Genomic DNA, 14,931 nt, shown 5'->3' with positions numbered 1-14,931 from the left:
CCATTTCATGCAAAACAGTCAGCACTCATCCACCGCGTTGCCCGTCGATGACAGGCCGATACGCCGCGTCGGCTACCTCATGCTGCTGGTCACCTTTGGCCTGTTCGGTGGCTGGGCGGCATTGGCCCCCCTCGACAGCTCGGCACTCGCGCCGGGCGTGGTCACGGTCAAAAGTTACCGCAAGACGGTGCAGCACCTGGAAGGTGGCATCGTGCGCGAACTGCGCGTGCACGACGGGGACCTGGTGAAAACCGGCGATGTGCTGCTGGTGCTCGACAACACCCAGGCGCGTTCGGAAATGGAAACGACGCGCAGCCAGTTGATCGCCGCGCTCCAGTTGCAGGCCCGGTTGGAGGCAGAACGTGACGCGCTGCCCGAGCCAGTGGCGGTGCCGGCCCTGGACCCCGCTGACCCGCGAGTGCAAGAGGCCCGCGACAGCGAGGCACGAATTTTCCAGACTCGACGGACCTCATTGCTGGGTGAAATCGGTTTGCAAGAGAAGACCATCGGACAAATCGAGGAACAGATTCGCGGATTCAAGGCCATCATCGCCAGCAAGCAGATGCTGGCGGCCTCTTATCAAGACGAAATAGTCGATCTGCGGGCACTGCTTGCCGAAGGCTACGTGGACAAGCAGCGCCTGCGTGAGCAGGAGCGCAGCCTCGCTCGCCTGCAAACGGAAATAGCCGAAAGCCAGTCCGAGATCGCGCAAGCGCGGGTCCATGTCGACGAGGCGCAGTTGAAGATCCTGCAATTGAAAAAGGCCTTCGCCAGCGAAGTCGCCGGCCTGCTGGGCGATGCGCGGACCAAGGTGTATGAGTTGCGCGAGCGACTGGCCACCTTGCAGGACCGCGATCAGCGTACCGATATCCTCGCGCCCGAGTCCGGAATGGTCATGGGCATGACCGTCCACACCCTCGGTGCCGTGGTCAGCCCTGGCACTGCGCTGCTGGACATCGTTCCGGCCAACGAGGAACTGATCGTCGAGGCGCAAGTATCGCCGATGGACATCGACCGCATCGCGTTGGGCAAGTTGGCGGACATTCGCTTCAGCGCATTCAAGAGCAGCACCACGCCTGTCATCGAGGGACGGCTGGTGCAGATTTCCGCTGACCGTCTGATCAACAAGGACACAGGCACGGCTTATTACTTGGCACGCGTAGCCCTGACGGACAAAGGGCGCCAGACGCTGGGCAACCTTACCCTTGTGCCGGGAATGCCGGTCGAAGTGCTGGTCAATACGGGCGCGCGGACGCTGTTGCAATACTTGATGCAGCCTGCGAGCAATGTGTTCGCCCGTTCGTTGATCGAGGACTGAGATGAAGCGTCTGATCACCCTGTGCCTGGCACTCATGCCATTGGGCGTCCTCGCTGATGACACTTATGTCGACCTGTGGCAATTGCACCAGGAAGCGCAAGGGGCTGATCCGCGCGTCCTGCGGGCACAAGCCCTGACCCGAAGCGGCGAGGGCAAGGAGCGGGCGGCCTTCGGTCAATTGTTGCCGCAGCTCAACGCCAGCGGCAGCGTCAATCGCGGCCGGCGCGAAGACGACCTGAACCGTATCCAGTACAACGGCAAGCGCATGGCCGTGGTGCTCAATCAGGTGATCTATGATCCGCAGGTCTGGCGCAGTTACCAGAAGTACATCGAGTTGACCCGGCAGAGTGGCTACGAGTCGACCGATACCCAGGTGCAGGCCAGCATCGATCTGTCCGAGCGCTATTTCGCCGTGCTTGCCGCAGAAGACGAGCTGTCGCTGGTGCGCAGCGAACTGCAGGCGACGGAGCGTAACCTCAAGCGGGTCAAGGCTTTGTACGCGCGACAAATGGCCATGGTGACCGATGCACTGGATCTTGAGGCGCGGGTGGATGCGCTCAAGGCTGACGAGATCGAAGCCAGCAACAAGGTCCTGGTCAGCCGTGAAGCGATTTCCGAACTGGTGGGGCGCGATGTCAGCGAGCGGTTCAAGCGCATCGGTGACAATCCTGCCTTCAGCCTGCCGGCGCAAGCGCAGGACTACTGGGTGCAGACGGCACTCGACAGCAACCCGGCGTTGCACGCCCGGGAGCACAGCGTCCTCGCCGCCGAGGCGGCCATCGCTGAAAACAAGGCAGGGCATCTTCCCCGGCTGGGCCTGAACTTGACGGCGCAGCGCAGTGATATCGGCTATGAAAGCGCCGTGACGCCTCGCTCGGACAACCTCGTGGCCTCCCTGGATTTGCAGATGCCGCTCTACAGCGGCGGTTCCACTCGTGCACGGGTATCGAGTTCCGAAAGTGACAAGGAAGTCGCCCAGCAAGAACTGGAAGCCTTGCGTCGCCAGGTCATCAAGGAAACCCGCACGGCTTATCTCGGCATGAGCGCCGAACTCAGCCGGATCAAGGCAACACGGCGTGCGCTGGAGTCTGCCGAGAAGTCACGCATGGCCACGGAAAAAGCCTTTGGCTACGGCGTCAAGAATGCCGTCGATGTGCTGGATAGCATCAAGGAAGAGTTTCGTGCACGGCGTGATTTCTATCAGTCCCAATACAAGTTCGTGACCAGTTTACTGGTGCTGCATCGCTGGAGCGGTCGATTGGGAGATGGGGATATTCGCAGGGCGAATGAATGGCTGGTTACGCCATAGTTGGTGGATTTAAAGCTTGAAAAGTGGCTATGTGATATCACTTTTTGTGTTTCTAATGCAAAATAACCCCCTTTGTAGCGGCCGCATTCTGGAAGGCCGCAGATTGCTTACAGGAAGCTTCGCATGCCCAGTCCACTTGGTTACTCTTCTACTTCGTCCGCGATTCGGACCGGCAACGCGCAAGTCGATAGCTTGCTGGTCGGTACCTATTGGGGGACCCCGTCCCTGACGTACAGCTTCATGACGAACAGTTCATTATTCGCCGCCGACTACAGCAGTGACAATGAATATGAGGCCGGCTACGTCCTGACGTCAGCCCAGCAGAACAGTATCGTCAGTGCGCTCGGCATGTGGAGTTCGGTTGCCAATATCAAGTTCACACAGGTCGGCGAATCCGGTACCAATGTGGGTGACCTGCGTTTCGGCGGCTACCAGGATATGGACGGCGACACCGCTGCCTGGGCTTATTTTCCCGATGAAACCCCCAGCGCCGGTGATGTCTGGATCGGACCGGTGACGAACAACCCGAGTCCTGTCAAAGGCACTTACGACTACCTGGTCTTTGTCCATGAGATCGGTCACGCGCTGGGCCTCAAGCATCCGTTTTCCCAGTTGCTGTCGAACCCGACGGTGCTTGCCCCCCAGTTCGATGATGTCCGTTATACGGTCATGAGCTACGACGCCGCGTATTCCTATCAGCCAACCACGCCCATGTTGCTGGATATCGCTGCCATCCAGAGTCTCTACGGTGCAAACACTCAGTGGCAAACGGGGAACAACTCGTATAGCTGGGCTGTTGGACAGTCGGTTTTCGAGACTATCTGGGACGCTGGCGGCACTGATTCAATTGATGCCTTCAATCAGCAGGAAGCAGTCCGCATCAACCTGAATGAAGGCCAGTTCAGCAAAATCGGCCAAGCGTTTACGGACCTCACTACCCAGGCCGCTTTCAACGAAGGGCTGGCGATCGCCTATGGCGCCAAGATCGAAAACGCATTCGGCTCGGCCAATGACGACACGCTGATCGGCAATGCGCTGGCCAATGTCCTGAACGGTCGTGCCGGCAAAGATACGATGATCGGCGGGGCAGGCAATGACACTTACGTCGTCGACAATATCGGTGACGTTGTCCAGGAAAGCAGCACCCTGGCCAGCGAAACCGACACTGTCATCTCTGCGGTCGATTACACCCTGGGCGCCAACATCGAGGTCCTGACGCTGAGCGCAAGCGCCAATCTCAATGGCACGGGCAACGCGTTGAACAACCGCATCACTGGCAACGCCGGTGCCAATACCCTGGACGGCGGCAGCGGTATCGATACCCTTGTTGGCGGTGCCGGCAATGACACCTATGTGGTCGATAACCTCAAGGACGTCGTCACCGAAACCACTACCTTGGCCAGCGAAATCGATACGGTGCGCGCTTCGGTGAACTGGACGCTGGGCGCCAACCTGGAAAACCTCATCCTGACCGGCACTGCCCAGCTCAGTGGTACCGGCAACGCCCTGAACAACGTGCTGACCGGCAACGCCGGCAACAACGTGCTGAACGGTGGCGCCGGGCTGGACACGCTGATCGGTGGTGCGGGGAATGACGCCTATACGCTCGATCAGGTCGCTGAGCTGGCCCTGGTCCAAGAGAATGTCGATCAGGGCCGCGACAGCCTGACCCTCACTTACGCCGCAGGCGCGTCGAGCAGCGTCGTCGACCTGAACCTCAGCAATCTGCGCAACGTCGAAAGCGTCATCCTGAGCGGTGCCGGGGCGTTCACCGTGATTGGCAACGAGCTGAGCAATAGCCTGATAGGCAATGCCTCCGCGAACAACCTCCAGGGTGGGGCGGGCAACGATAACCTCGATGGCGGCGCGGGTGCCGATACCTTGAGTGGCGGTACGGGCAATGACATCTACACGATCGATGACCTCAAGGATGTCATCAGCGAAACCAGCACCTTGGTGGGTGAAATCGACACCGTACGTTCGTCGGTCAACTGGAGCCTGGGCGCCAATCTGGAGAACCTCACACTGATCGGCAGCGCCAACCTCAACGGCAGTGGTAACGCCTCGAGCAACGTGATGACCGGCAATGCCGGCAACAACGCGCTGAGCGGTGGTTCAGGCAACGACACGCTGGACGGCGGCAGTGGCATCGATACGCTTATTGGCGGTGCCGGCAACGACACCTATGTAGTCGACAACCTCAAGGACGTCGTTAACGAAACGACCCTCCTGAGCAGTGAAATCGACACTGTACGTTCATCGGTCAACTGGAGCCTGGGCGCCAATCTGGAGAATCTGACGCTGATCGGCAGCGCCAACCTCAACGGCAGTGGTAACGCCTCGAACAACGTGATGACCGGCAATGCCGGCAACAACGCGCTGAGTGGTGGTTCAGGCAACGACACGCTGGACGGCGGCAGTGGCATCGATACGCTTATTGGCGGTGCCGGCAATGACACCTATGTGGTCGACAACCTCAAGGACGTCGTCACCGAAACCACTACCCTGGCCAGCGAAATCGATACGGTGCGTGCTTCGGTGAACTGGACACTGGGCGCCAACCTGGAAAATCTCATCCTGACCGGCACTGCCCAGCTCAGTGGTACCGGCAACGCCCTGAACAACGTGCTGACCGGTAACGCCGGCAACAACGTGCTGAACGGTGGCGCCGGGCTGGACACGCTGATCGGTGGTGCGGGGAATGACGCCTATACGCTCGATCAGGTCGCTGAGCTGGCCCTGGTCCAAGAGAATGTCGATCAGGGCCGCGACAGCCTGACCCTCACTTACGCCGCAAGCGCGTCGAGCAGCGTCGTCGACCTGAACCTCAGCAATCTGCGCAACGTCGAAAGCGTCATCCTGAGCGGTGCCGGGGCGTTCACCGTGATTGGCAACGAGCTGAGCAACAGCCTGATAGGCAATGCTTCGGCGAACAACCTCCAGGGTGGGGCGGGCAACGATAACCTCGATGGTGGCGCAGGTGCCGATACCTTGAGTGGCGGTACGGGCAATGACATCTACACGGTCGATGACCTCAAGGATGTCATCAGCGAAACCAGCACCTTGGTGGGTGAAATCGACACCGTGCGTTCAGCGGTCAACTGGAGCCTGGGCGCCAATCTGGAGAACCTCACGCTGATCGGCAGCGCCAACCTCAACGGCAGTGGCAACGCCTCGAACAACGTGATGACCGGCAATGCCGGCAACAACGCGCTGAGCGGTGGCGCTGGCAATGACACGCTGGACGGCGGCAGCGGCATCGATACGCTTATTGGCGGCGCTGGCAACGACACCTATGTGATCGACAACGCTCAGGATGTCATCAGGGAAACCTCCACACTGACCAGCGAAACCGATACGGTAGTCTCGTCTGTGAGCTGGTTCCTGGGTGCCAATCTGGAGAACCTCACGCTGACGGGGACCGCCTTCATGGGGATCGGTAACGAACTGGACAATGTGCTGATCGGCAACGCCGGAAATAACGCCTTGGACGGTGGGGCCGGCAATGACACACTGATCGGCGGCCTGGGTGGGGACAGCCTCCACGGTGGAGACGGAGCCGACCGCTTTGTTTTCAACACGCTGGGTGATCTGGGCAAAGGATTTGGCAGTGACTCCATTTCCGACTTCAATAGCCTGCAGGGCGACAAGTTGGACCTGTCGAAATTCGATGCCAATCTCCTGACCACGTTTGTCGACTCGTTCAGCTTCATCGATTCGAATGATTTCACGGCAGCGGGACAATTGCGTTTCGTCGACCAGGTGCTGTACGGCAACGTCAATGGTGATCTGGGCGCGGATTTTGAAATCCAGCTGACGGGTGTCAATACCCTCAACGCCAACGATCTGATCGTTTGATAGCTCGGGCCCTGTGAGGAAAATCCAGGGCCCTTTCTGTATCAAGTGCCGCGTTGTCACCACGCGCCTGCTGCTTGCGCTGGCGCCTGGTCACTTCATGTCCCCGGCCTGTACCCACAGCACCGCGTCTTGCGACAGGGGTTTGCCCTTGTGGGTTTTCGTCGCACCGATGTCGAGCGCCGCAATACCCCACCATCCAGTCACAGCATGCGGCGCAGGACGTCGTTTCGAGGGTCGCGGTCATAAAACCGGTGCTTCAGGGCACCGGCGACATGCACCAGGAGCAGACCGAGCAGGGTGTAGGCGAGCACTTTGTGCAGCCATTGGAAGACGACGAACCAGTCGTCATTCTTGCCCAGGAGCTCCGGAAGGTTCACCCCAAAGAAGAATACGCCGTCGCTCATCGTGTAGGTGCTCGACATCGAATAGCCCATCAACGGCACGATCACCAGCAGCGCGTACAAGGTACGGTGGGCAAGTCTTGACGAAACCCGCTCATACCGTGCCAGCGTCTCTGGCGGTTGTGGCAGCCTGGCCGCTCTCACCCGCAGGGCGATCTGGACCAGAACCACCAGGAATGCCAGCACCCCAAAGGATTTGTGCCACGGGTAATAGAGCTCATATTTGCTTGCCACTTCGTCATCGAGCCCAGTCATGTGCCAGCCCGCCCAGAGGAGGCCAGCGACGAGCACGGCGCGGACCCAGTGCAAAATTCGCAGGGACGTTGGATACCGATCAATTGTTGTTTGATTTACCAGATTCATCACGGTCTCTCCATCGATCATCAAGGCATCGAAAAAGCACGTTTGAACGGCCACCCTCTGAGGCACGGGGACTGGGAGGGTGGTCCGGTCAAGTGCAGGGATTGTTTTCAGCCGGGCAGCAGCACGGTAATGACCTTCTCCTCGGTGTAGGCCAGCGCGCCGCTGAATCCTCCTTCCCGGCCAATGCCGCTGGCCTTGACGCCGCCCCATGGCAGGTTGGCGTCCAGCGGGCTCCAGCAGTTGATGCCCACGGCCCCGGCCTTCACCGCCGCAGCGACGCGATGCGCTCGTGCCAGGTCGCTGGTCCAGACCGTGGCTGCAAGGCCGTAGTTGGAATCGTTGGCGAGTGCGACGGCCTCTTCTTCGCTGTCGAACGTGATCACCGTGCCGACGGGCCCGAAGATCTCGTCCTGGGCGATCGCCATGTCATTGCGGGCGTTGGCGAAGATGGTCGGCCGGACGAACCAACCTTGTTCAGGGTTCGATACCCCACCGGCCAGCAGGGACGCACCTTGGTCGATGCCCAACTGGATGTAGCGGTTGACGCGATCCAATTGGGCTTTCTTGGCCACCGGCCCCATCTGCACGCCGGGTTGGCGAGGGTCGCCCACTTTGACGGCCCGCGCGGCATCAGCCAGCGCTGCGGCGAAGCGATCGGCGAGGCCGCGTTGGACCAGGATGCGCGAGCCGGCCGCGCAGACTTGGCCCTGGTTGGCGAACAGGCCGAGGGAGCAGCCGAACAGCGCGTCGTCGAAGGCGGCATCGTCGAAGACCATCTGCGGGCTCTTGCCGCCCAACTCCAGGGCCACGCGCTTGAACAGCACGCCGGCAGTGCGTTGGATCTCACGTCCGGCTTCGGGGCTGCCGGTGAAGCTGATCTTGTCGACATGGGGGTGTTCGCACAGGGCACGACCCACCTCGTTGCCGTAGCCGGTGACGACGTTGATCACGCCATCGGGGAAGCCCGCTTCTTGGGCCAGCGTTGCCAGGTGCAGCGCCGACTGTGGCGTCTCTTCCGACGGTTTGATGACCACGGTGCAGCCTGCGGCCAACAGGGCGGCGAGCTTCCAGACCGTGATCATCAGCGGTGAGTTCCAGGGAACGATGGCACCGACCACGCCCACCGGTTCCCGTACTGTGTACGAGAGGGACTTGGTGCCGAAGTAGCCACCGGAGGGAATGGTCCGTCCCTCAAGCTGGTTGGCCCAGCCGGCGGAGGCGCGCAGGTTTGCGACCGCGTTGGGTACGTCCAGCCGGCGTGGTTCGATCGGCGAGCGGCCGATGGCGTCGGCGTCCATATCGGCCAGTACGTCGGTGTCGCGTTCCACCAGGTCGGCCAGTTTCGACAGCAGTCGGGCGCGCTGGGCGCCGTCAAGCTGGCTCCAGGTGCCACGTTCGAGCTGGTGGCGTGCGGCGCCCACGGCACGGTCCACGTCCTCGACGGTGCCGCGGGCGCAACTGCCGTAGACCTGTTCTGTCACGGGGTTGACGAGGTTAATGCGGCGGCCGTCAGAGGCTTCGAAAGATGCGCCTGCGATGAAGTGTTTCAAGTGCTCAGTCATTTTGAAGTCCATGAGTGATGTGCAGGAATCGGGACAGGTCACGCATCGAGGGCGTCCAGGGCGTCGCCGAAAATGTCCAGTGCCTTGAAGAACAGCGCTCGTGAGATCGTCAGCGAGGGCATGACACGCATCACGTTGCTGTAGCGGCCGCAGGGGATCATCAGCACGCCGTGGCTCAGCAGGTAGCCCATGAGTTGGCCAATCTTTTCCGGTGCCAGTGGCGCCTTGGTGGTCGGGTCCGAGACCAGCTCGATCCCGATCATCAGGCCGCGACCACGGACCTCACCGACCAGCGGGCTGCCGAAGCCGCGAATACGCTCCTGTGCTTCCAGACCCAGGGTGTGGGCACGGTTGAGCAGATCGAGCTCCGGATCCTGGAGGATGCTGATGTTGGTCAGCGCTACTGCGGCGGACAACGAGTTGGCGGCGAAGGTGTTGGGCATCGATCCGTCAGGAATCGCCGCCGCGAGGTCCGAGCGCATGATCAGGCCGGCCATTGGCAGGTCGCTGCCGATGCCCTTGCCAAAGGTGAGCATGTCGGGCTTCACGCCGGAGTGCTCGACTGCCCACATCTTGCCGGTACGTCCCGCGCCGGACTGCACCTCATCGACGATCAGCAGCGCACCGCTGCGGTCGCAGGCCTTGCGCAACAGTTGCAGGAACTCTGGCGAGGGCGGCACATAGCCGCCTTCACCCTGCACCGGCTCCACGATCACGGCAGCCACGTCATCGGCGGCGGTGTAGGGGGTGTTCAGCAGGTAATCCACGTACTCGCCGGCGATCTGCTCGGCGCTTTTGTGCGTGGTATCGAAGGGGAAACGGTAGGCATAAGGGTAGGGGGCGTGAATGACGCCACCCATCTGGGCACCATAGCCCTTGCGATAGGCGGTGCCTGTCGTCAGTGCGCCGGAAGCGTTCCACACGCCGTGGTAGCCACCATGGAAGGCGATGATCTGGTGCCGTCCGGTGACGCGCTTGGCGAACTTGATGGCCGCTTCCAACGCATCGCTGCCGCTTTGCGTGAAGAATGTAATGCAGTCGCCGCGCAGGCCGTCGGGCGCGATCTCGGAGAGCTTGGCGGCCAGTTCGGTGCGCCGGGTGCTATTGACCTCCAGAGCGTGCATCAGCACTTCGGACTGTTCGCGAATGGCCTGTACCACTTTTGGGTGGCAGCGACCCACGCTGCTGACGCCCACACCCGCGGACAAGTCGATGTAGGTGTTGTCATCGGCGTCCTTGAAGGTCGCGCCGAACGCCCGATCCATGGCCACAGGCATGCGTCCGCCGCCGCGTGCCATGGATTCGGTACGCGCCGACAACGCCAGCGCCTCGGTGGTCCGGGGGCCGGGAATGGTGGAGTTAATCCGCGGGGCATCCGCGAAATGGAGGGCTTCGAGTTTGGCTTCGCTCATGACGGTCTCTCAGGATGTCGGTTTCAGTGTGCCGATCATCCCCGTGGCCTGTTCCAGGCCGGTAGCCCGAATCGGCACATTGGATGGACCGCCTCGCGCGTCAGTACCGGAGCACAGACACTGCCCAAAGAAAATTTGCAGAATTCTCTTTATGTGAGAATATCGCTCGGGAGGGCGATCTAAAAACAAGAATATTGGCCGAGGCTTTCGTCATCATGAAAAACCAGAACATCAGCCACTTCCATGACATTCATGTCCACGCCGCTACCGTCCAGGAGTGGAGCCAGGACTACAACCAGTTAACCGCTGGTACGGCTGATAGCTCACTGATCCAGTTGACGACGGCGCGCTGCCACGTGTTTCGCGAGCAGATCAACCAGCGTGTCGTGCAGCATGGCGTGGCCCCACGGGGCAAGATGTGTTTCGCCGTGCCGATCACCGTCCCGGGCTCGATCCGGATGCAGGGGCGGGAAGTGGACGACAGCAGCCTGTTCTTTCTTCATGGTGGCGAAGAGTTCATGTTCCATATGCCGCTGGGCATGGAACTGCTGGCGATCACCTTCGAGCGGGAGTTGTTCGAAGATGCGTTGGCACAAACCGCGTCGGCGAAGGAAATCAGTCAGTTGCTGCGTCAACCGGTGATCAAGGTGTCCACTCAACGCTATGCCGAGGCTCGCCGTCGAATGCTGGCGGCGTTCTCCCAGGCGCTCTTGAGTGAAGAACTCGACCATGCGCAAGACCGGGAACTGGCGCTGGAACAGACCATGCTCGGCGAGCTGCTGCAATTGATGACCGACCCCGCCTGCGACAAGCAGCAGCGCACGCCAAGTTCCACGCGCAGCTATATTGTCGAAAAATGCCACCGCCTGGCGACCGCGCAATTGAACAACGTGCCCAGCGTGGATGAGTTGTGCCAGCGCCTCCAAGTCAGTCGGCGTACCGTGCAGAACAGCTTCCGCTCGGTGACCGAGACGACGCCGGTCAATTACCTGCGCTCCGTGAGGCTGAATGGTGTGCGCCGAACCCTGATGTCCACCCCCGCGACGCATCTTTCGATTGGCGATGCCGCGGCCCAGTGGGGCTTCTATCACCTCAGCCATTTTGCGGCGGAGTATCAGGCGCTGTTCGCAGAATTGCCGTCCCAAACCGCGCGCGCTGCCATCGGCGCTTGCGCCCTTGCTTGAGCCTTTGCCCGCTACACCCGGCAGCGGGCGGGTTGGCCTGCACAAGGATGTCGAAAAGATGAACAGCCTTCGCCGCCTGCTCAGGGTCTTCGACTTGTTTCGCCCTGAACAGCCGGTCATCGATGTGGACGTGATTTGTCGGGAGCTCGGCTACACACCCGCCACCGCCTATCGTTATCTGCGCGAACTCGGCGACGCGGGTTTCTTGAAGCGATTGCCACGCGGCTACGCACTCGGCCCACGGATCGTCACGCTGGAGCATCAGATGGCCCACTACGATCCATTGCTGGCCTGCAGCCGGGGCTTGGTGGACAAACTGGTGGCCGACACGGGCCTGGACGCACTGGTCAGCGAATGGCATGGCGACTCAGTGGTCAACGTGCTGATCCACCGGGGTTCCGACGCCGGCCCCGTGGGTGGCGACCGGGGGCGACCGATCGATCTTTTTCACAGCGCGACCGCTCGGGTCGTATTGGCCTATCTGCTGCCGCGCCAGATCCGCCGCATTTATGACGTCCATGTGAAGCCCGCCGAAGTGTTGCATCAGGGGCTGGAGTGGAAACCGTTTACCAAGGGGCTGCTCGCCATCCGCAAGCAAGGCTACTGCATCAGCGAAAGCGAGCTGTACCCGGGACGCAGTGGCGTCGCGGCACCGATCTTCGACGAAAAACGCCGAGTGCTCGGGAGCATGACCCTGGTGGGGCGTAGCGAGCGGTTCCATGCGTTCCAGCAGGGCTACTTGTGCGACCTGGTCACCGGCGCGGCGTCGGAACTGACGGCGCGTATTGCCTTGCAATAAGGAAGGCAAGAGCAGCTGGACGGCTGGCTTTTTCGAGGGGAATGTGCCGATTACCGATTTGGGCTAATGGGGTGTTCGGGGGCAGGCATAGGATCGAGTCCAGCGTGCGACACGAACAATAACGCTATCCGGTGACGGCGAGCGATTGACTGCACCGATCCTACAGCGACTGCCTCATACAATAAGGTCAAGAAAACATGAGTGTACCTCTCCCGGTCAACAGCTCCACGGAGCTCAAGCGTGGGGCCCTGGGTGTCGGCTTCATCATCTTCTTCGTGGTTTCGGCGGCGAGCCCCTTGAGCGTCATCGCCGGCGGCTTTCCCATTGGCATCATGCTGGGCAACGGCGCCGGCACACCGGCGTTGCTGATCCTGGCCTTGTTGGTGTTACTGGCATTTTCGGTGGGCTACACCACCATGTCCCGGCACGTGACCAACGCCGGCGGTTTCTATGCCTTCACTTCTCGCGGCTTGGGTGGCTTGGCCGGTGGCGCGGCAGGGGTGCTGGCGATGTTTGCCTACAACATCCTGCAAGTCGGACTGTATGGCATGTTCGGGGGCGTGGTCAGCGGCACGATGGAGAGCGTCTTCGGCTTGGTATTGCCCTGGTGGTCGTACTCATTGATGGCGATGGCCAGCGTTGCGATCCTCGGCTACCGCAAAATCGATCTGTCGGCCCGGGTGCTGTCGGTCATTGTGATCGCCGAATACCTGGCGATCCTGCTCCTGGATTTCGCCATTCTCAGGACCGGTGGGGACAGCGGGATCAATCTCGACGCGTTCGATCGCAGTCACGTATTCAGCGGCACGCCGTCGATCGGCTTGCTGTTCTGCTTCGCGGCGTTCATCGGCTTCGAGGCCACCACCATCTATGGCGAAGAGGCCAGGAACCCGCAACGCACGATCCCGATCGCCACCTACTGTTCGGTTTTGCTGATCGGCGGGTTCTACGCGCTGTCGGTCTGGTCGATGGTGATTGGCGTGGGCGCGGACAAAATCGTCTCCACGCTTCAGGCCTTGCAGGACCCGACGACGTTTATCTATGGCATGTCCGACCACTTTGTCGGCCCGCACCTGACCCAGGTCATCCGCGTGCTGTTCATGGTCAGCATCTATGCCGGGCTGCTGGCGTTCCACAATGCCGCGGCCCGTTACTTCTATGCCATCGGGCGTGACGGTTTGCTGCCCAGCCGGTTGGGCACCACCCATCGCGTCCACCAGAGTCCGCACATGGGCTCGGCGTTGCAGAGCTTGATCTCCGCCGTGGTGGTACTGATTTTCGCCGCCATGGATGCCGATCCGATCCTGCAACTGTTCGCCTGGCTGTCCAACCTGGCGACGTTGTGCGTGATCTTGCTGATGGCGCTGACTTCCGCAGCGGTCTGGGTCTTTGCCCAGCGCCACCCCGAACTCAAGCTGGGGATCTGGCGTGGGCGGATTTTCCCCGGCTTTTCTTGCGTGGCCCTGCTGGCGGTCCTGGTCATCGCGGTGGTGCATTTCGATGTGCTGACCGGCGCGAGCAAGGCCTTGTCATATGGCCTCTGCGCGATCATTCCCGCAGCCTTGCTGGCGGGTGTGTTTCTGGCGGCGCGACTGCGCAAAGTGGCACCGCAGCGGTATTTGGGGTTGGGGAGTCATAAGCTATAGGAACCTGTGCAGTATCGATGGCGCTTGGAACAAGGTTCAACCAGAGCGGTACTGCCGGTCGAAGCCGCACGTAACACTTAAGCCCGTACGGCCTCGCTTACACTCAGCTCGCGTCGTTTGGTCGACACACCATCCGACCTGAGCGCTGAACTCACTCCAAAGCAATTGTGCTTATGACTTGGAGCTCGGTCGCCCAGGGATATGGCTCAGTATCGATTTGGAGAAGCCACCATCCACACATATATCCTGGCCCGTGACATATGCCGATAAAGGGCTGATGAGAAATTCGATCACGTTCGCGATATCCACGGGCTCACCGATTCTGGCCAGCGGAATGATTGCTTCCCGTGCTTTCTTGATCTGGGGGTCGGTATACATTTTTTCCGACATCGGCGTACGGGTCATTCCTGGGGACACCACGTTGACACGGATCCCGTCAGGAGCCCACTCCAGCGCGAGCGTCTGGGCCAGCATTGTCAAGGCTGCCTTGGTGGGGCTGTACGCGCCTGAGCCAGCATGGGGAGTCTGGCCAGACATCGACGAGGTAAAGCACGCCGAACCTCGGCTCTCGCGCAAATGCGGGTAGCTGGCTTTGGCAAGCAACCATGCGCCGCGAAGATTGACGGAAAACATGTCGTCCCAGTCCGCAATGGACAAATCACAGATTGTGCCAGGGCTGGCGATGCCGGCATTCGCAACCAACGCGTCGAGCCCGCCGAACTCCGCTACTGCAGCTGCCACAAGCTGGCTTGGGACCTCAGGGTCGCCGAGATCCCCTAACAATGCGATGGCGATGCCGCCCATGGCCTCGATGGATCGAACGACTTCTTCCTGAGCAGTAGTGGGTGTGTGCCCGCATACCGCAATTTTCGGCTGCGAGCCTCGGGCAAGGGCCGCTTCCGCGATCCTCAGGCATGCAGACGCACCGATACCGCTACTACCGCCACTGACCAAAGCTCTCATTGGGCACTCCTTCTTATAGTTAGACATTGAGGTAAAAGAGGCTTGTAAAGTACGAAAATAGATTTCGCTTTGCAATCAAATTGACAATGGAATTTGATTCCGATATCGTTTTTTTG

General features: G+C 60.7%; 10 protein-coding genes. 6 read left to right on the top strand and 4 right to left on the bottom strand.

Annotation, left to right across the window (positions count from 1 at the left end):
- The first annotated feature begins 7 nt into the window (after positions 1–7).
- From IB266_RS05000 to IB266_RS30955, 3 genes are all read left to right on the top strand, one after another.
- Entirely contained in the window at positions 8–1,318 is a 1,311-nt protein-coding gene (locus tag IB266_RS05000) for an HlyD family type I secretion periplasmic adaptor subunit (protein WP_225613412.1), read from the top strand.
- Between the two features lies 1 nt (position 1,319).
- The gene (locus IB266_RS04995) at positions 1,320–2,627 is read left to right on the top strand and encodes a TolC family protein (protein WP_192260401.1); all 1,308 of its coding nucleotides are present in this window, start codon (positions 1,320–1,322) and stop codon (positions 2,625–2,627) included.
- 123 nt (positions 2,628–2,750) lie between these two features.
- The gene (locus IB266_RS30955; RefSeq protein ID WP_192260400.1) at positions 2,751–6,485 is read left to right on the top strand and encodes a M10 family metallopeptidase C-terminal domain-containing protein; all 3,735 of its coding nucleotides are present in this window, start codon (positions 2,751–2,753) and stop codon (positions 6,483–6,485) included.
- Positions 6,486–6,685: 200 nt separating this feature from the next.
- On the opposite strand, the gene IB266_RS04985 is transcribed toward IB266_RS30955, so the two are convergent.
- The 3 genes from IB266_RS04985 to IB266_RS04975 form a co-directional block, all read right to left on the bottom strand.
- Positions 6,686–7,249, bottom strand: coding sequence for a cytochrome b (locus IB266_RS04985; RefSeq protein ID WP_192260399.1), 564 nt, complete (start codon positions 7,247–7,249; stop codon positions 6,686–6,688).
- A 107-nt stretch (positions 7,250–7,356) separates the two neighbouring features.
- Positions 7,357–8,811 (bottom strand): aldehyde dehydrogenase family protein, encoded by a 1,455-nt coding sequence (locus tag IB266_RS04980; RefSeq protein ID WP_192260398.1) that lies wholly within the window; start codon positions 8,809–8,811, stop codon positions 7,357–7,359.
- Positions 8,812–8,849: 38 nt separating this feature from the next.
- Positions 8,850–10,223, bottom strand: a complete 1,374-nt coding sequence (locus IB266_RS04975; RefSeq protein ID WP_103310029.1) for an aspartate aminotransferase family protein — start codon at positions 10,221–10,223, stop codon at positions 8,850–8,852.
- Positions 10,224–10,438: 215 nt separating this feature from the next.
- Here IB266_RS04975 and IB266_RS04970 point away from each other — a divergent pair, with 215 nt between their 5' ends.
- The 3 genes from IB266_RS04970 to IB266_RS04960 all read left to right on the top strand — a co-directional run bounded on the left by IB266_RS04970 (position 10,439) and on the right by IB266_RS04960 (position 13,852).
- Entirely contained in the window at positions 10,439–11,407 is a 969-nt protein-coding gene (locus IB266_RS04970; RefSeq protein ID WP_192260397.1) for a helix-turn-helix domain-containing protein, read from the top strand.
- A gap of 58 nt (positions 11,408–11,465) precedes the next feature.
- A complete protein-coding gene (locus IB266_RS04965) occupies positions 11,466–12,206 on the top strand; it encodes an IclR family transcriptional regulator (protein WP_192260396.1) in 741 nt (246 codons plus the stop codon).
- Positions 12,207–12,403: 197 nt separating this feature from the next.
- Complete coding sequence (locus IB266_RS04960) at positions 12,404–13,852, top strand: APC family permease (RefSeq protein WP_060742497.1); 1,449 nt, start codon at positions 12,404–12,406, stop codon at positions 13,850–13,852.
- 171 nt (positions 13,853–14,023) lie between these two features.
- Here the strand turns inward: IB266_RS04960 and IB266_RS04955 are convergent, their stop codons facing one another.
- Positions 14,024–14,815 carry an SDR family NAD(P)-dependent oxidoreductase gene (locus tag IB266_RS04955; protein WP_192260395.1) on the bottom strand — a complete coding sequence of 264 codons (792 nt, stop codon included), beginning with the start codon at positions 14,813–14,815 and terminating at the stop codon, positions 14,024–14,026.
- Positions 14,816–14,931: the final 116 nt, after the last annotated feature.

Origin of the sequence: Pseudomonas sp. Pdm06, assembly GCF_014851795.1 — a bacterium.
Classification (GTDB): domain Bacteria; phylum Pseudomonadota; class Gammaproteobacteria; order Pseudomonadales; family Pseudomonadaceae; genus Aquipseudomonas; species Aquipseudomonas fluorescens_AA.
Note: the sequence above shows the minus strand (reverse complement) of the source record. Positions and strands in the feature narration are given on the sequence as shown.

Bases quoted from the DNA above. Each gene is read 5' to 3' on its own strand.
- IB266_RS05000 (WP_225613412.1), top strand. From the start codon at position 8: ATGCAAAACAGTCAGCACTCATCCACCGCGTTGCCCGTCGATGACAGG.
- IB266_RS04995 (WP_192260401.1), top strand. From the start codon at position 1,320: ATGAAGCGTCTGATCACCCTGTGCCTGGCACTCATGCCATTGGGCGTC.
- IB266_RS30955 (WP_192260400.1), top strand. From the start codon at position 2,751: ATGCCCAGTCCACTTGGTTACTCTTCTACTTCGTCCGCGATTCGGACC.
- IB266_RS04985 (WP_192260399.1), bottom strand. From the start codon at position 7,249: ATGAATCTGGTAAATCAAACAACAATTGATCGGTATCCAACGTCCCTG.
- IB266_RS04980 (WP_192260398.1), bottom strand. From the start codon at position 8,811: ATGACTGAGCACTTGAAACACTTCATCGCAGGCGCATCTTTCGAAGCC.
- IB266_RS04975 (WP_103310029.1), bottom strand. From the start codon at position 10,223: ATGAGCGAAGCCAAACTCGAAGCCCTCCATTTCGCGGATGCCCCGCGG.
- IB266_RS04970 (WP_192260397.1), top strand. From the start codon at position 10,439: ATGAAAAACCAGAACATCAGCCACTTCCATGACATTCATGTCCACGCC.
- IB266_RS04965 (WP_192260396.1), top strand. From the start codon at position 11,466: ATGAACAGCCTTCGCCGCCTGCTCAGGGTCTTCGACTTGTTTCGCCCT.
- IB266_RS04960 (WP_060742497.1), top strand. From the start codon at position 12,404: ATGAGTGTACCTCTCCCGGTCAACAGCTCCACGGAGCTCAAGCGTGGG.
- IB266_RS04955 (WP_192260395.1), bottom strand. From the start codon at position 14,815: ATGAGAGCTTTGGTCAGTGGCGGTAGTAGCGGTATCGGTGCGTCTGCA.